At 70.8% G+C, this 22,038-nt stretch carries 19 protein-coding genes; 6 read left to right on the top strand and 13 right to left on the bottom strand.

Features of this window, described 5'->3' with window-relative positions; all coding sequences use genetic code 11:
- Positions 1–26 precede the first annotated feature (26 nt).
- A complete protein-coding gene (locus tag ASD30_RS12920) occupies positions 27–2,150 on the top strand; it encodes a S8 family serine peptidase (protein WP_056681840.1) in 2,124 nt (707 codons plus the stop codon).
- Between the two features lie 150 nt (positions 2,151–2,300).
- On the opposite strand, the gene ASD30_RS12925 is transcribed toward ASD30_RS12920, so the two are convergent.
- From ASD30_RS12925 to ASD30_RS12945, 5 genes are read right to left on the bottom strand one after another with little or no spacing between them, the layout of a single operon-like run.
- On the bottom strand, positions 2,301–3,143 hold the full coding sequence (locus tag ASD30_RS12925; protein ID WP_056681843.1) for an ABC transporter permease: 843 nt from the start codon (positions 3,141–3,143) through the stop codon (positions 2,301–2,303).
- Positions 3,140–4,333, bottom strand: a complete 1,194-nt coding sequence (locus ASD30_RS12930) for an ABC transporter ATP-binding protein (RefSeq protein WP_082563816.1) — start codon at positions 4,331–4,333, stop codon at positions 3,140–3,142. Before ASD30_RS12930 ends, ASD30_RS12925 begins: the two co-directional genes overlap by 4 nt.
- A gap of 31 nt (positions 4,334–4,364) precedes the next feature.
- Entirely contained in the window at positions 4,365–5,612 is a 1,248-nt protein-coding gene (locus ASD30_RS12935; RefSeq protein ID WP_056681846.1) for an RDD family protein, read from the bottom strand.
- Positions 5,613–5,628: 16 nt separating this feature from the next.
- Positions 5,629–7,599: an FHA domain-containing protein gene (locus ASD30_RS12940; RefSeq protein WP_056681848.1), complete on the bottom strand. Its 1,971-nt coding sequence runs from the start codon at positions 7,597–7,599 to the stop codon at positions 5,629–5,631.
- Positions 7,596–8,414, bottom strand: a complete 819-nt coding sequence (locus ASD30_RS12945) for a PP2C family protein-serine/threonine phosphatase (protein WP_235532584.1) — start codon at positions 8,412–8,414, stop codon at positions 7,596–7,598. Before ASD30_RS12945 ends, ASD30_RS12940 begins: the two co-directional genes overlap by 4 nt.
- A 345-nt stretch (positions 8,415–8,759) precedes the next feature.
- Between ASD30_RS12945 and ASD30_RS12950 the strand changes: the two genes are divergently transcribed.
- The 3 genes from ASD30_RS12950 to ASD30_RS12960 are packed head-to-tail and all read left to right on the top strand — an operon-like array spanning position 8,760 to position 12,712.
- The gene (locus tag ASD30_RS12950) at positions 8,760–10,499 is read left to right on the top strand and encodes a helicase-associated domain-containing protein (protein WP_235529950.1); all 1,740 of its coding nucleotides are present in this window, start codon (positions 8,760–8,762) and stop codon (positions 10,497–10,499) included.
- A gap of 9 nt (positions 10,500–10,508) precedes the next feature.
- Complete coding sequence (locus ASD30_RS27520; protein ID WP_056681856.1) at positions 10,509–11,069, top strand: CGNR zinc finger domain-containing protein; 561 nt, start codon at positions 10,509–10,511, stop codon at positions 11,067–11,069.
- Positions 11,066–12,712, top strand: a complete 1,647-nt coding sequence (locus tag ASD30_RS12960) for a DNA repair helicase XPB (protein WP_056681859.1) — start codon at positions 11,066–11,068, stop codon at positions 12,710–12,712. Before ASD30_RS27520 ends, ASD30_RS12960 begins: the two co-directional genes overlap by 4 nt.
- A gap of 52 nt (positions 12,713–12,764) precedes the next feature.
- Here the strand turns inward: ASD30_RS12960 and ASD30_RS12965 are convergent, their stop codons facing one another.
- From ASD30_RS12965 to ASD30_RS12980, 4 genes are all read right to left on the bottom strand, one after another.
- Positions 12,765–13,442 (bottom strand): copper homeostasis protein CutC, encoded by a 678-nt coding sequence (locus ASD30_RS12965; protein ID WP_056681861.1) that lies wholly within the window; start codon positions 13,440–13,442, stop codon positions 12,765–12,767.
- A 151-nt stretch (positions 13,443–13,593) separates the two neighbouring features.
- On the bottom strand, positions 13,594–14,313 hold the full coding sequence (locus ASD30_RS12970; protein WP_056681864.1) for a GntR family transcriptional regulator: 720 nt from the start codon (positions 14,311–14,313) through the stop codon (positions 13,594–13,596).
- Positions 14,314–14,437: 124 nt separating this feature from the next.
- The gene (locus ASD30_RS12975; RefSeq protein WP_056681867.1) at positions 14,438–16,981 is read right to left on the bottom strand and encodes an ABC transporter permease; all 2,544 of its coding nucleotides are present in this window, start codon (positions 16,979–16,981) and stop codon (positions 14,438–14,440) included.
- 6 nt (positions 16,982–16,987) lie between these two features.
- Positions 16,988–17,740 carry an ABC transporter ATP-binding protein gene (locus ASD30_RS12980; RefSeq protein WP_056681869.1) on the bottom strand — a complete coding sequence of 251 codons (753 nt, stop codon included), beginning with the start codon at positions 17,738–17,740 and terminating at the stop codon, positions 16,988–16,990.
- A gap of 120 nt (positions 17,741–17,860) precedes the next feature.
- Between ASD30_RS12980 and ASD30_RS12985 the strand changes: the two genes are divergently transcribed.
- Complete coding sequence (locus tag ASD30_RS12985) at positions 17,861–18,484, top strand: alpha-ketoglutarate-dependent dioxygenase AlkB (protein WP_056681872.1); 624 nt, start codon at positions 17,861–17,863, stop codon at positions 18,482–18,484.
- A gap of 7 nt (positions 18,485–18,491) precedes the next feature.
- On the opposite strand, the gene ASD30_RS12990 is transcribed toward ASD30_RS12985, so the two are convergent.
- A complete protein-coding gene (locus ASD30_RS12990) occupies positions 18,492–18,896 on the bottom strand; it encodes a YbaB/EbfC family nucleoid-associated protein (RefSeq protein ID WP_056681876.1) in 405 nt (134 codons plus the stop codon).
- Between the two features lie 9 nt (positions 18,897–18,905).
- Positions 18,906–19,931 (bottom strand): hypothetical protein, encoded by a 1,026-nt coding sequence (locus ASD30_RS12995; RefSeq protein ID WP_056681879.1) that lies wholly within the window; start codon positions 19,929–19,931, stop codon positions 18,906–18,908.
- A gap of 96 nt (positions 19,932–20,027) precedes the next feature.
- Between ASD30_RS12995 and ASD30_RS13000 the strand changes: the two genes are divergently transcribed.
- The gene (locus tag ASD30_RS13000; RefSeq protein ID WP_056681882.1) at positions 20,028–20,666 is read left to right on the top strand and encodes a hypothetical protein; all 639 of its coding nucleotides are present in this window, start codon (positions 20,028–20,030) and stop codon (positions 20,664–20,666) included.
- 135 nt (positions 20,667–20,801) lie between these two features.
- Here ASD30_RS13000 and ASD30_RS13005 read toward each other — a convergent pair whose 3' ends face one another.
- Both ASD30_RS13005 and ASD30_RS13010 read right to left on the bottom strand, forming a co-directional pair.
- Positions 20,802–21,407 carry a hypothetical protein gene (locus ASD30_RS13005; RefSeq protein WP_056681885.1) on the bottom strand — a complete coding sequence of 202 codons (606 nt, stop codon included), beginning with the start codon at positions 21,405–21,407 and terminating at the stop codon, positions 20,802–20,804.
- Positions 21,404–22,021, bottom strand: coding sequence for a nuclear transport factor 2 family protein (locus ASD30_RS13010; protein WP_056681888.1), 618 nt, complete (start codon positions 22,019–22,021; stop codon positions 21,404–21,406). Before ASD30_RS13010 ends, ASD30_RS13005 begins: the two co-directional genes overlap by 4 nt.
- Between the last annotated feature and the right edge of the window lie 17 nt (positions 22,022–22,038).

The following is a 22,038-nucleotide window of genomic DNA, read 5'->3' on the forward strand; positions in this document are numbered from 1 at the left end:
AACTGCTGCGACTTGTGGGTTCTGTGATGCGACGCATGGTGCTGGGCGCCGCCCTGGCAGGGGTGGGCCTGTGTGCTGCCCTGAACCCGGTGCCGGTCTCCGCCGAACCCACCGATTCGCTCTACCTGATCACCCTCGACGGTCCCGGCACGGCCGGTGACCGTAGTGCTGAGTCCGCGGCCAACCTTCGCACGAGCATGCTCGCCCAGCAGGACGACACGCTGGAGCTCCTCGACGCCGACGACCCGGTCTACCGCTGGACCACCGCGCTCAACGGCTTCGCCGTCGCACTCTCCGCCGACCAGGCCCGCCTCGCGCGCGGCCTCCCCGGCGTCGCCCTGGTCGAGCGCAACGACATCCGCTCCCTGGCCGGTACGACCGCCGACTCGTTGTCCGCCGGACCCGTGCCGCGCGGTTCGGGTGGTCGGGGCACGGTGATCGGCGTGGTCGACAGCGGCATCTCGCCCGACACCCCGGCCCTGGTGTCCACCACGTCACTGGGCGCCCTCCCGACCGACTTCCGCGGCACCTGCGAGGCGTCCGCGACCTGGTCGAGCAGCGACTGCAACGGCAAGATCGCCTCCGCGACCTGGTTCGTGACCGGCTTCGGCGCCGACAACCTGCGCTCCTCCGCCGAGCTGTCCCCACGCGACGACTCCGGCCACGGCACGAAGGTGGCCTCGGTCGCCGCCGGCAACGCGAAGGTCACCGCGATCTCGTCCGGACGCCGGCTCGGCACGTTCTCCGGCACCGCCCCCGACGCCCGCCTGGCCGTCTACAAGGCCTGCTGGTCGGCCCCCGACCCGGCCGACGACGGCTGCTCGACCGCCGACGTGGTCAGCGCCATCGACCGCGCGGTGCACGACCGGGTCGACGTGCTCAACGTGTCCGTGGCCTCGCCCGGTGCCGGTGCCCCCGACACCGTCGACCTGGCCTTGCTCGGGGCGGCCGAGCGCGACATCTTCGTGACCGCCGCCGCCGGCAACGACCACCGTTCGGCCGGCTACCAGCACCCGTGGGTGACCACGGTCGGCGCCAGCTCCGGCCCCGACCGCAGCGGCGCGCTCGAACTTCCCTCCGGTGCGCCGATCACCGGCATCCTCACCGCGCGCAGCCTGCCTCACCGTGCACCGGTGGTCCTGGCCGCCGACGTCCCCGCTCCCGGTCGTACGCCGGCCGAGGCCCGACTGTGCCTGCCCGGCGCGCTCGACGCCGCACGTGCCGCCGACCGCATCGTGCTGTGTGAACGCGGCCAGGTGGCCCGGGTCGACAAGTCCGCGGCCGTCCGCCTGGCCGACGGCGTCGGCATGGTGCTGGTCAACGCACCCGGTGAGAGCCTGAGCGCCGACTTCCACTCCGTGCCGACTCTCCACGTCGACGCCACCGAAGGCGCCCGGCTGCGTCGTGCGGTCGCCGCTCCCGGAATCCTGCGCGGCCGGCTCGTGCACACCCGTGGTGCGGCCGGTGCGCCCGCCGTACTCCCCTGGTCGGCGCGCGGCTCCGCAGACGCGGGCGTGGTCAAGCCCGACCTCGTGGCACCCGGTTTCGGACTGCTGGCGGCCACGTCCCCGGCGGCCGGCAACGGCAACTGGGAGCTGCTCAGCGGCACGTCCGGCGCCACGGCACGAGTGAGCGGCCTGGCCGCGAGCCTGCGCTCCGCCCACCCGAACTGGAGCGCCAACCGCGTGCGTTCGGCCCTGATGACCACCAGCCGGCAGGCCGACCACCGCCCCAGCGCCCTCCGTCAGGGTGCCGGCATCGTCCGCTCGGACGACGACGCGCGGCCCGGCCTGGTCTTCGACCTGCCGCCCTCGGCGTACCGCCGCGCGCTCGACGCCGGTCGTGATCCCTCCGTGCTGAACCTGCCCTCGGCCGAGCGCCGGGTACCGGCCCGCGGCACGATCATCACTCGCCGGGTGACCAACGTCGGCCCCAAGGCGATGTACTACTCGTCCGAGGCGACGGGCTTCGACACGCACATCGTCACCGTGGTGCCGGCCGCCCTCAAGATCGCCCCGGGAGACACCCGCTCGTTCCACGTGCACGTGCTGCGGCGTACGCCGATGCGTGGTGCCGCCGACAGCGGGTCGGTGACCTGGCGCGGGGCCAACGGCACGCGGGTCCGCATCCCCCTCGTCCTCACCCGCTGACCTGTCGCCAGTTCTCAGCAACCTGTCGCCAGTTCGGGGCGACCTGTCGCCAGTTCTGCCGGAGGACCCGAACTCACGACGGCTCGATCAGAACTGGCGACGGCTCGATCAAAACTCACGGCGGCTCGAACAGAACTGGCGACAGGTGGGTCAGGCGTCGCGGGTCTTGAAGCTGTAGAGCGAGCCGGCCATCAGCACCGCGGTCATGCCGCCGAAGATGATCAGCGCGCCCAGCGGGCTCAGCGGGTTGTCGAAGAGTCCGGAGTTCGACTCGTAGCCGTTGGTCAGCCCGAAGTCCTGGATGATCCGGCCGCCCGCGTTGAACGGCAGGAAGCGTGCGGAGTCGGAGATGCCGGGGTTGAAGATGCCGAAGATCAGCAGCATCGCCCGCAGCAGGGTCTCGACGCCCAGCGGCCACAGGTAGAGCAGCACCAACGCGAAGGTCTGGTGCCGGATCAGCTCGGTCACCGCCATCACCAGCCAGGTCAGCAGCACGGTGTAGACCATGCGCTGCAGGATGGAGAGCCCGAGCTCGGCCCAGTCGTACTCGAAGTCGAGGCTGGCGAACCACAGCAGCGTGCAGGCCAGCGACAGCACGCAGGCCACCAACACGGCCGCGGCCACCCAGGCGCCGACGGTGATGAACTTGGCGCTCCACACCGCGGTGCGGTTCGGCACGGCGGTCAGGGTCGCGCGGATCATGCCGTGGCGGTACTCGTGGCCCCACGACAGGATGCCCAGGATCGCGATGGCGAAGGCGATCAGGTAGAACACCGGGTCGACGTTGGAGAACTGGGTCATCCCGGCCTCGAGGAAGAACCGCGAGTCGTCCTTGTCGACCGACCCCTTCAGCTCGGAGGGGATGTTCAGCCGGATCAGCATCGCCACCACGAACGTGAAGCCGGCGCTGACCGCGATCGCGGCACCGGTGATCCACCACGTGGAGTGCAGGGTGGTCAGCCGTCGCCATTCGTACCTCAACGCGGCGGTCATGCCCGGTCTCCTGACTGGTCGTCGCCGCCGTCACGGGGCGCCTGCTGGGGTGGTGGGGTCTGCTGGGGCGGCTGCGCCCACTGGCCGGGCTGCTGGCCGGGCTGTCCGTAGACCGGGGGCTGCTGCTGGCCGGCGTACGGCTGCTGCTGGCCGGGCTGGCCGGCGTACGGCGGCTGCTGGCCGTACTGACCCTGCGGGGGCTGGCCGTAGGAACCCTGCGGTGGGCCGGGCTGCGGGCCACCGAATGCGGGGGCCTGCGGCCGGTGGGGCACCGGGTTCTGCGCCTGGTACTCCTCCGACCCACCGGTCAGCTCGAGGAACGCGTCCTCGAGGCTGGCCTGGATCGTGGACAGCTCGTGCAGCCGGATCTGGTTGTCGAAGGCCATGTCGCCGATGTCGTCGGCGGTCAGGCCGACCACGCTGAGCTCGCCGGGAGTGACCGCCTTGACCGAGCCCTGGCCGGCCAGCCTCTGGCCGATCAGCGCGGCCAGGTCGTGCGCCTGCGGGGTGCGCACCTTGATGTGGTTGGCACTGCTCTGCCTGGTGAAGTCCTCCACCGGGCCGTTGGCGATCATGCGACCGCGACCGATGACCACGAGCTCGTCGGCCATCAGGGCCATCTCGCTTAGCAGGTGGCTGGAGACGAAGACCGAGCGGCCCTCGGAAGCCAGGCTCTTGAGCAGGTCGCGCATCCAGCGGATGCCCTGCGGGTCGAGGCCGTTGGCCGGCTCGTCGAGGATCAACGTGTGCGGGTTGCCCAGCAGCGCGGCGGCCAGGCCGAGGCGCTGGCCCATGCCGAGGGAGAACGTGCCCGGCTCCTTGTTGGCCACGTCGGCGAGCCCGACCATGCCGAGCACCTCGTCGACGCGGGTGTCGGGGATCGAGTTCGGCGCGGCGATCATGCGCAGGTGGTTGCGCGCGGTGCGCGTCGGGTGGAACGGCTTGGCCTCCAGCAAGGCGCCCACGTGCTGCATCGGGACGTCGTACGACGCGAACGGGTGGCCGTCGAACGTGCAGGTGCCGTGGCCGTTGTCGAGGCCGAGCATCAGCCGCATCGTGGTGGACTTGCCCGAGCCGTTGGGCCCGAGGAAGCCGGTCACCGTGCCGGGCCGGACGTCGAACGACAGGTTGTTCACGGCAGTCTTGCCCTTGTAGGCCTTGCCGAGCCCCCGTGCCTGGATCACAGCCATCGACAGATCTCCTCGAGCATGCAGTGTGTGTTCATTGGTCCTCCCTGGAAACCTTCATCTGGCGATCGCCGAAGACCACGCGGTCACCGTCGACCAGCGTGGCAGGGCGACCCGCCGTGAGTTCGCGCGACACACCCTTGCGGACGAGCAGCGAACCGTTGGTGGACCCTCGGTCGATGAACACCAGTGCCCCGTCGGAGGCCAGGTGAAACTGTGCGTGCGTCTTGGAGATCGACATGTCCTCCGAACGCAGGGGTACGACGTGGCGCACCGGCTCCCCCGGCCGCCCGACGGGCTGGCGTCCGAGGACGCCGAGACCTTCCACCACGAACGTCTCACCGGAGTCGAAGGTGATCCGCCAGGTGACCCGCGTCCGCGGACCGGGGCTGGTCGACGGGGCGTCGGGATGCTCGACGACGCCGCCGGGCACCGTGCGGTCGGACAGCCCGTCGTTGCGCCCGGCCTGGCGAGGGGCCGTGGGCGCCTGCGGCAGCTGCACGGCTGGCCGCGGTGCCGGCGGTTGCGGCTCCGGTGCCTGGACGGGTCGGGCCGCAGGCACCTGGGTGGGTGGGGCCGGTGGCTCCGGGGAGAGCGCGGGCGGTGCGGTCGGCGTGCTGGTGGGCCGGCCCGTTGGTGTGCCGGTCGGCGTGCCGGTTCGTGTGCCCGTGGTGGGGCCGGTCGCCGGGCCTGCCGACGTGCGGCCGGGCGCACCCGAGAGGGCCGCCCCGACGGGCTTCGGGGCGTGCCGCACCGGCACCAGCTTCATCGCCGTCAGGTTGACCACGTGGCGCGGGCGTTCCTCGACGGCCACCTCGGCCACCGGCCGGGGGCGTACGTCGACGACCACCGATCCGGCCACCTGGTCGTGCCAGCCACGGCGTTCGCGGGAGCGGTCCTCGACCGCGGTCCACGCGAGCGTGGCCAGCCCGAGCCCGAACATCGGCAACGAACCGAGGCCGACGACGAGGGTGCGCAGCAGTGCCTTGCCGACGCCGATCGGTCCGCCGCCCTCGTGGGAGACGACGCGGAGTCCGAACAGGGCCTTGCCGGGCGAGGTCCCCCTGGTGCCGAGCAGCACCGCGAAGACCACGCTGACCACGAGGACCGTGCCGGCGACGAGCGCGACGCCGGGCCACGGACTGCCCTCGCGGAAGAACCACCACCACGCCGCCACACCCGCGGCCGCGAACAGCGACCACGCCACCGCCCGGTCCACGACGAACGCCTGGAAGCGCCGTTCCGGCTCGGCCGCGAGCGCGCTCTCGGAGTTCAGGGACATGGCGGCGGGCGCCGGCTCAGAGGCTGGTGACCTGGATGGTGACTCCGTCACCGAGGTCGATCACCGAGCCGGGCAGCAGCTGTACGGCAATGCCGGGCTGGAGGTCCTCGGGGGCGAACCCGGGCTGGGTCAGCACGGTTCCGTTGGTCGAGCCCATGTCGGTGACGATGGCGCTGCCGTGGTCGACGCCGGAGCCCGGACGCACCTCGAGGTGGGTCGAGGAGATCTCCTGGTTCGGACTCGGCACGGTGACCAGGCGCGGCTGGTCGGTGGAGGTGAACCGGCGCGCCTCGGGGGCGCGCCCGACCAGGACGGCACGGTCGACGTCGATGGTCTCGCCGCTGGAGAACACCAGGCGGGCGACCGCGTGCGCGGTCACGCTGGGTGCCGGCGGCTGGCCGGGGATGCCGGGGTGCTGGCGCGCGAACTGGTCGGCCTGGTAGCCGCCGGCGGCGGTGTTGCCGTCGTGGTCGGCGTCCTGCACGTCACCCTGGTTGCCCCAGGCCGGGGCCTCGGGCGCCTGCGGTGCTCCCCACTGCGGTGCGGACGCCGGGGCCGGCGGCTCCCACATCGGCGGCTCGGCGGGGTTGTCGGCCCCGGGAGCGAACGGGTTCGAGGGCGCCTCGGACGGCGTGTAGACGTTGCCCTGCTGCGGCTGGCCCCAGGCCGGTTCGGCGGGAGGCGCGGACGGTGGCTGGGTCGCGTCGGCAGGAGGCTGCGGCTGGCCCCACGCGGGTTCGGACGGGGGTGCGGCCGCGGCAGGTGCCTGGCCCGTCTCGGCGGCGGGCTGCTCCGGCTGGCCCCACGCTGGTTCGGCGGGCGCCTCGGCGGCCGGGGCCGGCTCGGGGTCTCCCCAAGCGGACTTGGCGGGCGCCTCGGGCGCCTGCTCGACCGGAGCCTCCTCGGCCACCGGCTCTGGCACGGGCTCCGGGTCGCCCCACGCGGACTTGGCGGGCGCCTCGGGCGCCTGCTCGGGCACCGGCTCCGGGTCGCCCCACGCCGACTTGGCGGGCGCGTCGGCGTCCTGCACGGCCGGCAGCTCGCCGGTCTCGGGGTCGGGGTCGTTGAAGAACGGGAAGGCGTGGGCCTCGGTCGGTGCGTCGGCACCCGCCTCGGGCACCTCGTCGACGACGGGTTCGTAGGCGACGGGCTCGTCGGCGATCGGCAGGTCCTCGACCGGCGCCGCCGGGGGCTCGTCGACGATCGGCTCGTCGACGACCGCCGGCTCCTCGACCGCCGGCGCCTCGACGCTCGGCGTCTCACCGGACCGCGCACCGGCGATCTCGTCGGCTGCGGGTTCCTCGACCACGGGCTCCTGCGCATAGGCGTGCTCGGGCAGGTCGTCGGTGAGCGGGTCGAACCCGACCACGGGCGCCACCACCGGGGCGGCGTACGGCGTGGCGGGTGCACCGACACCGACACCCGCACCGGCACCGCTCGACTGGCCGGCATCGGCCGGCGCCACCTCGGACTCCCCCGAGGCAGCCGTGGGCACGGACGCGGCGGCGGCACCGGCGACCGGGGCCACCGTGCCTGAAGAGACCGGCGGCTGGTCGACGCGCGAGACCCGGACGAGTCCGCCACGGATGCCGAAGTCGACCGCCTCCTCGGCGTCCTCGAGCACCAGCTGGAGCGAGGCCACACCCGACAGCGCCTGCTCGACCCAGGTGGCGGCGGCGCCACCGTCGACGTCGACGGCCTCGCCGCTCTCGAGGGTCACCACGGCGCGGGCGGCGCCACGCAGGACGATGCGGGTCGGGTCCTCGGCAGTGCTGACCAGCACGAAGCCGGGCAGGGAACGCAGTCCCGTCGCGATCAGCGCGTCGAGCAACTCGTCGAAGCCGGCTCCGGCGTCGACCAGCTCCCAGAGTGCGGCCACCCGCGGCTTCTCACTCTCCGGCAGGAGCACGCAGGCGTGCTCGCCGAAGACGGCGTACCACCCGCCCGGGCGGTAGCTGCGGATGGCGTTCTGTGGAGCGTCGTTCATGGGAGTGCCCCCAACTTCTCTTCCAGGCTCACAGGTTCGGTGCGCAACACGTGGGGCGTCGCGCTCTCGGTCAATCCCACCACATCGACCACGACAGCGGTCGCGTTGTCCTCGCCGCCCGCCGCGACCGCCGCCGAGACGAGTGCCTCGGCCGCGTCGCGCGGGTCGTCGGTGGTGGACACGATCTGGTGGATCACGTGGTCGGCGATCATGCCGCTGACCCCGTCGGAGCAGAGCACGAGACGCTCGGCCGACGAGAGCGGCAGCACGAAGAAGTCGGGGTCGCGGAACACCGGTCCGCCGAGCGCCCGGGTGATCACGTGCCGCTCGGGGTGGGTGGCGGCCTCCTCGGCGTTGATCTCGCCGGAGTCGAGCAGCTCCTGCACCAGGGAGTGGTCGACCGAGACCTGGTCGAGGCTGCCGTTGTGCAGCTTGTAGATGCGCGAGTCACCGAGGTTGGTGAGCAGCCACTTGGCGCCCTCCTCGTCCTCGCAGAGCACGGCAGCGGCGACCGTCGTTCCGGCGTACCAGTCGCCGTCGCCCTCGTTGCGGTGCTCCTCGCCGTACTGCTGGATGCTGCGCTGGCAACGCTTCAGGGACTCGGTGACCACCTCGGGGGCCTTGCTCGAGTCGTAGCCGTCGTGGGCCAGGCGGGCGAACTCCTCGACGACGATCGCGCTGGCGATGTCTCCGGCCTGGTGGCCGCCCATGCCGTCGGCGACCACGAAGACGGGTGACGACGCGAAGTGCGCGTCCTCGTTGGTCGAGCGCACCCGCCCGACGTCGGTGGCGGCACCACACTGGAGATGAACCACGGCCACGCCACTCCTCACTGTCCCGGTCAACATGCGGGTCACTCCCAGCGCTCCCTGAGATGCCCGCACCGACAGGTTAGGGCCTCAGCCACACTGACTAGTAGCGTGAGTGGGATGGTCGCCTCCCCCGCCGCCGGATCCGATCCGGCGTTCCGCTCATTGGCGGACCAACTTCGTGCGTGGCCCGAAACTCGTCTCGCGCAGTTGCTGCGCGCCCGCCCCGATCTGGCCACTCCCGCTCCTCAGGATTCGTCTCAGCTTGCCTCGCGGGCGGCCACCAGGGCCTCTGTCCTCCGCGCGCTCGACCGACTCACCCGCGCCGAGCTCTGGCTGCTTCATGCCCTCGTGACCGACGGCGAAACCCGATCGGCCGACGATCCTGACCTCGCCCGACTGCTCGACCTCGCCCTGGTCTGGGAGTCGTCCGCCGGACCCCGACCGCTCAGTGTCGTCGCCGAGCTGCTGCCCCGCGGGGGCGAGTACGACGGCGCCGCCGTACCCCTGCCAGAGCTGCTGACCAGCGAGCGCGACGCGTCCATGACCTCAGGGGCCGCGGCCGGTGCCGCGTTCGACGTCGTACGCCGGGTGGAGCTTCTGCTCGATGCGTGGGGCACGGCTCCGCCACCCGTCCTGCGCACGGGCGGGCTGGCCGTCCGCGACCTCAAGGCCGCCGGCGTGCTGCTCCACGTCGACCTGCGCGAGGCCGGGTTCCTGGTCGAGCTGGCCGCCGCCGCCGGCCTGGTCGCGACCGTCTCGGCCGACGTGGCCGACAACTGGATCCCCACCGACGCGTACGACGCGTGGTGCCGCAAGCCGTTCGCCGAGCGCTGGGCAGACCTGGCCCAGGCCTGGCTGTCCAGCCCACGCGTCTCGGGGATGGTGGGCGCCAAGGACTCCGCCGGCAAGTCGCTGAACGCGCTGGCACCCGGCCTGGTGGACCCGCACCTGGTCGACACCCGGCTGGTCTCGCTGGCCCAGCTCGCCGCACTCGAGCCCGGCACGGTGCTGGCAACGGCCACCGGCGTCCCGTCCCTGGTGGCGCGCGTGCAGTGGCTGCGGCCCCGTCGCCCCTCCACACTGCCCCGCCTCGTCGCGTGGTCGACCGAGGAGGCGGCCCTGGTCGGCGTGACCGGGCTCGGCGGGCTCTCCGACTTCGGCCGGCGACTGGTGTCCGGCTCCCGCGACGAGGCCGTCGCAGCCCTGGCGCCGCTGCTGCCCGAGCCGCTCGACCACATCCTCATCCAGGGCGACCTCACCGCGATCGCCCCGGGGCCGCTGGAGTCCGCGCTGGCCGCCAAGTTGCAGCTGATCGCCGACGTCGAGTCCCGCGGCGGCGCCACCACCTACCGCTTCTCCTCCTCGTCGGTGCGTCGGGCCCTCGACGCCGGCTGGACCTCCCACGAGATCCACGCGTTCCTCACCTCTGTGTCGCGTACCGAGATCCCCCAGCCGCTGGCCTACCTGGTCGACGACACCGCTCGCACCTACGGCTCGCTGCGGGTCGGCTACGCCGAGGCGTTCCTCCGCACCGACGACGAGGCCGCCCTCGAGGCCCTCCTGCACCTTCGCGGCGCCTCCACGCTCGGCCTGCGGCGGATCGCCCCCACGGTGTTGATCAGCACCACCCCGATCGACGTGCTGCTGCCCCGCCTGCGCGAGCTCGGCGCCGCACCCGTGGTCGAGGCCGAGGACGGCACCGTGCACGTCGCGCGCCCCGCCGTACGCCGGGCCCGCACGCCCAAGCAGCGCACCACCGGGCGTGACGCCGCCCGCGCGCAGGCCCAGGTGACCCACGCGGTCGCGGCGATCCGGGCCGGCGACCGGGCCCGCGACCTGCGTCCCGAGGCCCGCACCGCCACCACGCCGGCCGACTCGCTGGCCATGCTGCGAGCCGCGATCGAGTCGGGCACCAGCGTGTGGATCGGCTACCTCGACAACCACGGCACCGCCACCGAGCGCGTGGTCGACCCGGTGCGCGTCGAGGGCGGCCAGCTCACGGCGTACGACCACCGCAGCGACGACCGGCGCGCGTTCTCGATCCACCGGATCACGGCCGTCCGGAATGTCACTGGTGCGGAAACGTAGACTGGGCCCGTGGATTTCATCAGGTACGCCGAGTCGGCTGCGAGTCTGCTCAACGCAGACATCGCAGACGTCGACGACCTCATCGACTTCCTCTCCCGCCGTGAGTGGCTGCACAGCCAGACCACCGAGAAGGACGTCGCGCACCTGCGCCGGTTCGCCGACGACCTGCGGCCCGTCTTCGTGGCCTCGGGCGACGACGACGTGAAGACTGTCGTGGCCGGCCTCAACGACCTGCTCGACCGGCACCCGGTGACGCCGATGATCTCCGACCACGACCTGGGCAACCTGCACCTGCACGTCGCCAACCGGGCCGCGTCGGTCTCCGAGCTGCTGGTCTCCGAGGCCCTGCTCGGGCTGGCCACGCTGGTCTGCGACCTCGGCCCCACCCGGCTGGGAGTCTGCGCGGCGTCGCCGTGCACCAACGTCTACGTCGACACCTCGCCGAACCAGTCGCGCCGCTACTGCTCCGACCGGTGCTCGTCGCGGGCCAACGTGGCGGCGTACCGCGCCCGCAAGAAGGTCGCCTCCGTGCCACTCGCCGACGAACTCCCCGAGAGCAAGGCCCTGTGAACGGACCCCTGATCGTCCAGTCCGACAAGACGTTGCTGCTGGAGATCGACCACGACGACGCTGCCGACTGCCGACGGGCGATCGCGCCGTTCGCCGAGCTCGAACGCTCGCCGGAGCACGTGCACACCTACCGGCTGACGCCGCTCGGGCTGTGGAACGCCCGCGCCGCCGGTCACGACGCCGAGCAGGTCGTCGACACGCTGCTGAAGTACTCCCGCTACTCCGTGCCGCACGCACTGCTGGTCGACATCGCCGAGACGATGTCGCGCTTCGGGCGGCTTCGCCTCGACAAGCACCCGGTGCACGGGCTGGTGCTCTCCTCCACCGACAAGCCGGTGCTCGAGGAGGTGCTGCGCGCCAAGAAGATCAAGGGCATGATCGGCGACCGGGTCGACGACGAGACGGTCGTCGTCCACGGCTCCGAGCGCGGCAATCTCAAGCAGGCACTGTTGAAGCTCGGCTGGCCGGCCGAGGACTTCGCCGGCTACGTCGACGGCGAGTCGCACCCGATCGCATTGCGCGAAGAGGGCTGGCACCTGCGCAACTACCAGGCCGAGGCGGCCGAGTCGTTCTGGCACGGCGGCTCCGGTGTCGTCGTGCTCCCCTGTGGTGCGGGCAAGACGATCGTCGGTGCCGCGGCGATGGGCCACGCACAGGCGACCACACTGATCCTGGTCACCAACACCGTGTCCGCGCGGCAGTGGAAGGACGAGCTGGTCCGGCGGACGACCCTGACCGAGGACGAGATCGGCGAGTACTCCGGCGCCGTCAAGGAGATCCGGCCGGTCACCATCGCGACGTACCAGGTGCTCACGCTGCGGCGGAAGGGCGCCTACCCGCACCTCGAGCTGCTCGACGCGCGCGACTGGGGCCTGGTCGTGTACGACGAGGTGCACCTCCTTCCCGCGCCGATCTTCCGCATGACCGCCGACCTGCAGGCCCGGCGACGCCTGGGCCTCACCGCCACGCTGGTGCGTGAGGACGGCCGCGAGGGTGACGTGTTCTCGCTGATCGGGCCGAAGCGCTTCGACGCGCCGTGGAAGGACATCGAGACGCAGGGCTACATCGCGCCGGCCGACTGCGTCGAGGTGCGGGTGACGCTGCCGTCTGCCGAGCGGATGGCCTATGCGGTGGCGGAGCCGGAGGAGCGCTACCGGCTGGCCGCGTGCACGCACCACAAGATCGACGTGGTCAAGCGGCTGGTCCAGCAGCACTCCGGCCAACCCACGCTGGTGATCGGGCAGTACATCGACCAGCTCGACGAGCTCGCCGCGGCCCTCGACGCGCCGGTGATCAAGGGTGAGACGACCGTGCGTGAACGGCAGCGGTTGTTCGAGGCTTTCCGGTCCGGCGAGATCGGGCTGCTGGTGGTCTCGAAGGTCGCCAACTTCTCCATCGACCTGCCCTCGGCGGAGGTCGCCATCCAGGTCTCCGGGTCCTTCGGGTCACGCCAGGAGGAGGCCCAGCGCCTCGGCCGGCTGCTGCGCCCCAAGTCGGAGGGCAAGTCCGCGCACTTCTACACGATCGTCTCGCGCGACACGGTTGACGCGGACTTCGCGCAGAACCGGCAGCGGTTCCTCGCGGAGCAGGGGTATGCCTACCGCATCGTCGACGCCGACGACCTGCCCGCGCTCGACGCCTGACCTCACCATCGACATCGTGTGGGTTCTGCCCGGTCGAGTCGCCCGCCCCGGCTCAGGAGTCGAGCAGGAGCCGCCACGAGCGGACGTGACCGGAGTCGACGTACGACTTGTACGACGCACCGGGGCGAGCCTGGATGCCGATGTGGAACTTGGTGACCCCCGCGCGGGCCAGCCACGGCACATGCTCGGGCAACAGGCCCTGACCGGGCAGCATCAGCGCCGCCGCCCGTTCGTCCGCCTGGGCGGTGGCCAGCAGGTCGTCGTACCCGACGCCGAGACCCTGCGGCGATCCCGAGGTGAGTACGCCGTCCAGGCCGGGCAGCTGGAGAAGTGAGCGCCAGACGCGGCGGGTGTCGAGGCCCGAGTCGACCGCGTCGTGGAACGTCCACGGCACGCCCTCGAGTGACTCGGCGAGCGCTCGGCAGGTGGCTTCGTCGATGTCGAGGTCGGCGTCGAGGAACCCGAACGCGACACCCTCGGCGCCCAGTGCGACGTACTCCTGGGCGAGGCCGACCAGCCGGGTGAACTCGCCGCCGGTGGTGGTGAACGAGTCGTTGAGGCGCAGCACGATGCGCACCGGGATGTCGGCCTCACGCAGCGCCACGGAGGCGGCGGTGAGGTCGGGCGAACGCCCGTTGGCGTCGGTCAGCAGCAGCCGGTCGGCTCCGCCCTCCTGGGCTCCCATCACGTCGCGCTCACTGCGGATCGCGACTTCGAGGAGGAGGCTCATGCGGCGCAGCCTATTGCCGTTGCCACTCCCGACGCGGCATTGATCGACCTGTCGTGAGTTCTGGTCGACCCGTCGTGAGTTTCTGTGCGCCGCGTGAACTGGCGACAGGTCGACGTGAACTGGCGACGGGTCGACGTGAACTGTCGACAGGTCAGTGGGCGGCGAACTGGACCCAGAGGGTGAAGCGGTCGGCGCGGTAGGTCGAGCGTGAGACCTCGACCGCCTTGTCGTCCATGAACGCCCGCCGCGCCACGCGCAGCACCGGCGATCCGGCGGCGATGCCGAGCAGGTCGGACTCCTCGGCCGTGGCGATCGCGGCGCTGACGGAGTCCTCGGCCCAGGTCGGACGCAGGCCGCGGTCCTCGAGCTCGGCGTAGAGGCTCACCGGCAGTGCGGCCTGCAGGAAGCCGGGCAGCAGCACCTCGGAGAGGTAGGCGTTCTCGATGCACATCGTCTCGCCGTCGGCACGCCGCAGCCGCTGCCAGCGGATCACGGCGTCGCCCTCACTGATCGTCAGCGCGCGCGCCACGCCGGGGCCGGCCTTCTCGAGCCTGGCGACGAGGGTCTGCGACTCCGCGAGGAGGCCGCGGCTGCTCATCTCGTCGGTGAAGCTGCGCAGCTCCCCGACGCGGGTCCGGGGCTCGCTGACGAAGGTGCCCTTGCCGGGGATCCGGTCGAGCAGGCCCTCGGCGACCAGCGCCTCGATGGCCTGACGGACCGTCATCCGGGCCACGCCGAACCGCTGCACCAGCTCGCGCTCGGAGGGCGCCGGCGACCCGGCGGGCAGGCCGTGGATGAGGTCGCGCACGTATTCGCGCACCGCGACGTGCTTGCGCGGCGGCGCGGTCGTGAAGTCGAGGGCCTGGTCCACGTCGCGAGTGTCGCAGCGCCCGCGCCCGCCTCTCCGGCGTTTGCGGTGAAGATGACCCGTTGGGACTACGGAGTCTGACTGTTCGGCTGGGGCAGGTCGTCCCGGGAGACACGACCCCCTCGGGCTACTCGGTGGCGATCGCCCGCAGCACGTCGAGCTTCGCCGCCCGCCGGGCCGGGAACACCGCGGCGAGTACGCCGAGCACCCCGGAGGCGACCACGAAGACGACCAGCAGCCCCCACGGGATCGAGAGCTCGGTGAGCCCCTGGTCGGCCAGCGCCCACACCAGCGTGGACCCGAAGACCACGCCCATCACCATGCCGAGCAGGGCACCGAAGACCGCGACGACCACCGACTCGAGCCGGATCATCGTGCGCAGCTGGCGCCGGCTGAGGCCGACCGCGCGGAGCAGGCCGACCTCGCGGGTGCGCTCGATGACCGAGAGGCTCAACGTGTTGACGACGCCGAGGATCGCGATGATCACCGACAGTCCGAGCAGCCCGTAGATCATGTAGAGGAACTGGTTGATCTGGGTCTTCTGCTCGTCGGCGTACCCCTCGGGGTCCTTGACGGTGACGGTCGGAAGGTCCTTGGTGATCTCGTCGATCTGGTCCTTCAGGTCGTCGGTCGAGGCGCCGTCCTTCTTGGTCACGAAGACCATCGAGTCGAGCGGCACGAGGCCGCCCTTGGTGAGCGTGTCGGGGGTGACGAGGTAGTTGCCGGGCACCACGCCGACGCCGTCGAAGATCGCGACGACCTCGAGTTTCACCTTGCCTGCCTGGAAGTCGAGGGTGACCGAGTCGCCGATGGAGAGCCCCTTGTCCTCGGCCTGCCCTTCGGCGACAGCCGCCTTGCCGGGGCCGAGATCGGCAAGGTTGCCCGACGAGACCGGGATGCGGAAGGCGAACTTGATGTCCTGTGCGCGCATCGCGGCGGCGTAGACGGTGCTCCCCTTGACCTTGGGGTAGCCCTGGCGCACCGAGGCCACACCCTCGACGGTGTCGAGCTTGCGGACCTGACGGGCCACGTCGGGCGAGAACGGCTGGCCCACCACGTTGGAGACGATGAACTGCGAGGTCAGCGACGTGCCGATCGCGGCATCGGTCGACGCCGACGCCGACGCCCCGAAGATCGACATCATCGACATCAGGGCCAGGCCGATCATCAGTGCGCTGGCGGTCGCGCCGGTGCGGCGCGGGTTGCGCAGCGTGTTCTGCGCGGCGAGGTTGCCGACACTGCCGAACAGCCTGCGGTAGATCGCGCCGAAGAGGGTGAGCAGCGGCCGGCCGAGCAGCGCGCTCATCAGCGCCACGCCGATCAGGATCAGCAGGATGCCGCCACCGATCAGCACCAGTCCGAGCGTGCCGGACCCGATCAGTCCACCGGCCATGCCCGCGGCGCCCAGCACTACCAGCACGGTGCCGACGACCATCCGCTTGCGCAGGGTCGCCTCGGGCAGAGCGACGTCGTCGCGGAGCGCCGCGATCGGCGGGATGCGGGATGCGCGTACGGCGGGCAGCACCGCGGCGATCGTGGTGACGACCAGCCCGACGGCGTACGACCAGAAGACGGTCCAGCCGGTGACCGGGAACTCGGCGCCCCCGAGGTCGAGCCCGAACTGCCCGAACAGGAATCTCAGGAACAACGCGAGCAGGTAGCCCACTCCGAGCCCGAGGGTCGACCCGACCAGCCCGACCACGACCGCCTCGCTGATCACCGACCGGTTGACCTGCCCGCGCGAGGCGCCGAGGGCCCGCAGCAGGGCGAGCTCGCGGCTGCGCTGGGCGACCAGGATCGAGAAGGTGTTGATGATCAGGAAGACGCCGACCACCAGGGCGACGCCGGCGAAGACCAGCAGGAACGTCTTCAGGAAGCCCAGGATCTCGTCGAGGCTGGCCTGGTTCTCCTCGACCGCGTCGTCACCGGTGCGCGCCTCGACTCCCTTGGGCAGCACCTTCTGGGCGGCGTCGCGCAGCTGGGTCTGGGAGACCCCGTCGGCGGCGTTCAGTGAGATGGAGGTGTAGACGTCGCGGCCGCCGAAGAACTTCTTCTGGAGGAACTTCGTGTCGAAGACGGTCAGGGTCGCGCCGTTGAGGCCGCCGGAGCCGAACTCGACGAGCCCGGTCAGCTTCGCCTTCATCGTCGGCGGGGTGGCGCCGGTGGCCAGCGTGACGGTGTCGCCGATGTCGTAGTCGGCCTTCTTGGCGGCGTCGACGTCGATCGCGATCTCGTCGGGGCCGTCGGGCAGCTCACCCTTGGCGGTGACCAGCACCGGGTTGCCGTTCATCGAGGTCGCCGTGGTCGGGTTGAAGGCGAGCCCGGGCGGGCCGCTGCCACCGACCACCTTGCCGTTGTTGCCGATGATGAAGACCGACTGCAGCACGTTCTGCGGGTGCGCCGACTCGACCTCGGGCAGCTTCTCGAGGTCGGCGACGACGGAGGCGGGAATCGTGCGGTTGTCCTGCACGGAGTCGAAGTCGCCCGCGCCGGCGTACGCGATCTCGACGTCGGCCGTGGAGCCCTCGATGATGTCGTCGAACGCCCCGCCCATCGCGTCGGTGAAGATCATCGTGCCGGACACGAACGCGACGCCGAGCACGATCGCGAAGGCGGAGAGCATCAGCCGCACCTTGCGGGCCAGCAGGTTGCGCCAGGTGACCTTGAACATCGTCGGTCAGGCCTCGAGCTCGCGGGCGGTGAGCTCCTGCATCTTGCCGAGGATCTGCTCCCGGTCGGGGTCGCGCAGCTCGTCGACGATGCGACCGTCGGCGAGGAAGACGACGCGGTCGGTGTACGCCGCCGCCACGGGGTCGTGGGTGACCATCACGATCGTCTGGCCGTAGTCGTCGACGCTGGTGCGCAGCAACCCGAGCACCTCGGCGCCCGACTTCGAGTCGAGGTTGCCGGTCGGCTCGTCGGCGAACATGATGCTCGGCCGACTGGCCAGGGCACGCGCCACCGCGACGCGTTGCTGCTGGCCGCCGGAGAGCTCGTTCGGCTTGTGGCCGAGCCGGTCGCCGAGGTCGACGGTCGAGATCACCGTGTCGTACCACTCGGGGTCGGGCTTGCGACCGGCGATCGCCATCGGCAGCTTGATGTTCTCCTCGGCGGTCAGCGTCGGCACGAGGTTGTAGGACTGGAAGACGAAGCCGATCTCGTCGCGCCGCAACCGGGTGAGCTCCTTGTCGCCCATGCCGCTGAGCTGGTGCTCGCCGATGTGGACGGTGCCGCTGTCTGCGGTGTCGAGCGCCGCACAGCAGTGCATCAGCGTCGACTTGCCCGAACCGCTCGGGCCCATCACCGCGGTGAACTCCCCCGCGGCGAGGTCGAGCGTGACATCGTCGAGCGCCTTGATCAGGGCCTGGCCGGTGCCGTAGGTCTTGGTCAGGTTCTGCACGCGTGCCGCGGGCGCGGAGCCATTCGTCATGGGCTCCAACCTAGGGGATCGCGGGGCCGGGCTCCCACTGCTTTTGGCAGGTTCCGGGGGTGGTTCAGGGACTTCCCCGACTTCGAACGCCTGTTCGATGAATCTGCTAGCCTTGCACGCATGAGCGTCGAGTTCCAGGCCAACCTGTTCGACGTGGCCACCGCGCCGTCCGTCGGTGGTCTGGCGCCTGCTCGGCGTACGACGCTCTCGCGTGGCGCCTGGGTCGACGTACGACCGAACTGGATCGCCGGCGCCGACGACGTCTTCACCGCACTGGTCGAGACGGTGCCGTGGCGCGCGGAGCGGCGCGAGATGTGGGACCGGGTCGTCGACGTGCCGCGTCTGGTCCACACGTACGGCGTGGGCGAGCCGCTGCCCCACGCCGTCCTCGGATCAGCCCGTGACGCGTTGAGTGCGCACTACCTGCCCGAGCTGGGTGAGCCGTTCGAGACCGCCGGATGCTGCTACTACCGCGACGGTCGCGACTCAGTGGCCTGGCACGGCGACACCATCGGTCGTGGACGACATGAGGACACCATGGTCGCGATCGTCTCCTTCGGCGACCCACGCAAGCTGATGCTGCGCCCGCGCGGCGGTGGACCGTCGGTGTCGTTCACGATGGGGCACGGCGACCTGCTGGTGATGGGCGGATCCTGCCAGCGCACCTGGGAGCACTGCGTGCCCAAGACGGCGCACGCGGGACCTCGCATCTCGGTGCAGTTCCGGCCCCTCAACGTGTTCTGACGACGACTCAGATCCCGTGGCGGCGCATGGCCTCCTTGGCTTCGTCCACACGCTTGTCGATGTCTGTCTCGACGTCGGCGGACCCCTGGATCAGTGACGCCACGTCGAGGTCGCTCTGCACCCCGTTCTCCGCCCAGATCTCACGCACGCGGACCGCGGCGTTCTGGGTCGCCACTCGGGAGGCCTCCACGATCGCCTCGGCCAGGTCCTCGCTGGGCATCCGCATGGCCTTCGGGTCGAGGTGTACGCCGACCAGGGAACCGGTCGCCGTCACGGTGACCTTGATGTGTCCCTCGGCCACCTCACCCTCGACCTGCAGCTCGGCCACTTCCCTTGCCACGGCCTTGGTCTTCTCGACCTGCGCAGTCATCTGCTCCAGCATGCGCTTCATGTCGGTTTCGGGCTTGATCACTGCACTCTCCTAGATGTCCGCGGCCCAGTCGATCCGGGGCAGCTGCTCGAAGTGGGGTTGGGCCTGGTTGCCCGGCTGGTTGATCTGGAAGCCGTCGGCATTGTTGGCCTGCTCGTTGAGGTTCTTGATGAGGTCGAAGACCAGGCCGCCGATGCCGATGACGGTCGCGATCGTGCCCAGGGTCAACCCCAGACCGGCCAGCTGCTTGATCGGCTGGATCACCGCGGACGCGCCGGGAATCAGCTCGAGCGCGGTGAGCGTGATCAAGAGCGCCAGGGTGCCCACGACAATGCCGAACATGAGGTCCTCGGAGGTTCCGATCGCGTCCACCACGTTGTCGAAGGTCGTCTCGACGCCCTGGAGGCTCTGGATCAGCAGGTCGAGGTTGCTGTCGTAGAGCAGCTTCCAGCTGTCGTAGGCCTCGCGGGCCGTCTCGCTGCTCGGCCAGGCGTCGTTGAGGCCGGACAGCTTGGCGGCGAGCTCATTCTTCGCCATCTGCGAATCCATCCGGGCCGACCCCCAGGCGCTGAACGCCCGCGAGAGCGCGGCGTCGTCGGGCTGCACAACGGCCCACGCCGTCATCGCGCCGAGGGCCGTGGGGGCCAGTGCCGAGCAGCCGACGATGGTGGCGCCGGTCAACGACCACATCACCAGCAGCCCGACCTCCGCCCCGACAACGGCGATCTGGCCGCCCGTCGAGTCGCCGGTGCCGTCGATGTTGGTCGGTGGCAGCTCTGGCAGCGATGCGTTCACCGTGTTCACCGCCTCGGCCGAGCCGTAGGCGCGGGCGACATCACCCAGGCCACGGGCCAGGTTGAGGGTCGCCTCCGTGCCCTGCTCCGTAGCCGTACCCATGAAGGCGCGCGCCCCTTCATAGCTCGAACTGACGAACGCGCTCGGCAGGATGCCGAAGGCCAGCGGTTGCAGTGGACACTCGTTGGCCACCGTGTGGTGAGCACGTTGCACGTAGGCGTGTGGTTCAGCTGCGACCTTCTTGGCGATCGCGAGCACCTGGTCGGGATTGACTTCACCCATGGTCTGCTCCTCTCATCCGTTGCGCACGTCCTACCCCGAAGTGCGGGACCTAACCGCCCGGGATTCGAGCGCCTCGTGCGTGGGTACGGTCAGGTCATGGAATCGGGTTCGCGAACGCTCTACCGCGTGGCGACCCGGAGCGCCCTCAAGGCCCATGCCCTGGCGCTCGTGTTGCTGCTGATCGGAGCGGCCGCCCTGGTCGGTGCGGTCACGGTCTGGACGGGTGACCTCTGGACCGGCCTGATCGGGCGGAAGGAGCTGTCCGACGCCGGCGAGTGGGTGCGCACCGAGCCGACGACCGCGGTGCGGGTGGTCTGGAGTCTGGGCCTCGGAGTGTGCGGCACCCTGCTGACTGCGGGAGGCATCGCAGTCGTCGTGCAGACCCGCCGCAGTACGACGGGACGCTACGGGCTGGTGGTCGGCAGCGACGGCCTCCGTGTCGAGTCGAGCACCACGAGGTTCACCACGACCTGGCAGCGAATCCAGGACGTGGCGGTTGCCGATGAGGAACCGGGACGAACCCTGGTCGTCACGTGCGCGGGGACGGACCTCGCCGACCACCTCGGACCCAAGGAGGTGGCCCGCCGCGAGCGGCAGCTGCGTGACCTCCTCCATCCGCGGGTGACCAGGGCGGAGAGCGGCGAGGTCGTCCGCTTGAGCCCGCTGAGCACCCTGGGTGTGCGGGAGTCAGAGTTCCTGGATGACGTACACCGCCACGTGGCCGCGCGCGACTGACGGTTTCGCTGGTCGAGTGCCGCCGAGGAACGAGGCGGTGCATCGAGACCAGACTCGCCTCGAAGCCACTCCCCCCGAGACGGAGTGGCTTCGAGACGGCGCTGGCGCCGCCTCCTCAACCAGCGAGGCGAAGAGTCACAGTGGGCGGAGCTGGGTGATGGTCCAGGCGCCGTCGACCTTGCGCGCCTCGATGGACAGCTGGGCGGCGGAGATGCTGGCCTCCTTGTCGTCGACCCGCTTGCTGGTCTGGTCGAGGAAGACCAGCAGCGTGGCCCTGTCGTCGTTGAGCTCCTTGACCGCAGCGGCCTGCACCTGGGCGGTGAGCACCAGCTTCTGCCCGGGCGCCTTCTCCTGGAGGTTCTTCAGGAGTACGTCGTACTCCTTGCGCGCGTCACCGGTGAGCACGTTGTCGACAATCTTCTGCGAGACCGACGGGTCGGCGTAGTCATAGCTGAGCACCCCGGTCAGCGCCCGCGACACCTCGGTCGAGACCTCGCTGGTCGCGGCCTTGTCAGTCAGCGCGTGGTTGTCGGCGGATGGCGCCTCCTCCTCGGAGTCGAGGCTCGCCAGCCAGCCGAACGCTCCGACCAGCAGGAACACCACGGCCACGACGTACAGCGCGTTGCGGCGGAGCAGTCGCTGCCATTCGCCCGGCATCGAGGCCCCGGCCGACGTGTCCACTGAGGTCTCGGTCGGTGCTTTGAAAGTGGTCTCGGTTGCTTCGTTCTTCTCGCCGCTCATGAGAGATCCACCGCCACCTGCTGGAGGTTCTCCAGCTTCCATTCACCGTCGACCTTGGCCAGATCGGCCGTGTAGCGATTGCGCTTGGGTGGCGTCTGGGCGTCTGGGTCCTTGTCGTCGATCACGGTGAGTTCGAGTGAGGCGATGACCGTCGCCGTGGTGGGCGTGATGTCCACGACCGCGGCGTCGACGACCTTGGCGGTCGAGATCGCCTTCTGCTCCTTCAACAGCTGGCGCTGCTCGTCGGTCAGGTTCACCGTCTGGTCGTAGAGCAACCCGGTGGTGACCTCCTGCCACGCCGCTACGCTCCCGTCGATGTCGCGGTAGTCGAGGGTGTTCATCACCTCGATGTCGTGCTTGGCCGCGATGAGCGCTGCGTCGCGACTGTCGCCCAGGGTGGACGCCGGCTCCTCGTTGCTGCTGTGCCACCAGGCGAAGAGCCCTGTGCCGAGTACGACGGTCGCGAGCAGCAGTGCACCGACCTGGAACCAGAACGCCTTGCCGGCCAGCGGCTCGGCACCGGAGTCCTTTGACGACGACACCGGCGACGCCGAGTCGGCAGCAGAAGCCACCGGTGCCGTCGAGTCTTCTCTGTCTTCGTCGGGCGCGGTCACGCGCTCCCCCTCCGTTG

The organism is Nocardioides sp. Root140 (genome assembly GCF_001426745.1).
In the GTDB taxonomy this organism is placed as follows: Bacteria; Actinomycetota; Actinomycetes; order Propionibacteriales; family Nocardioidaceae; genus Nocardioides.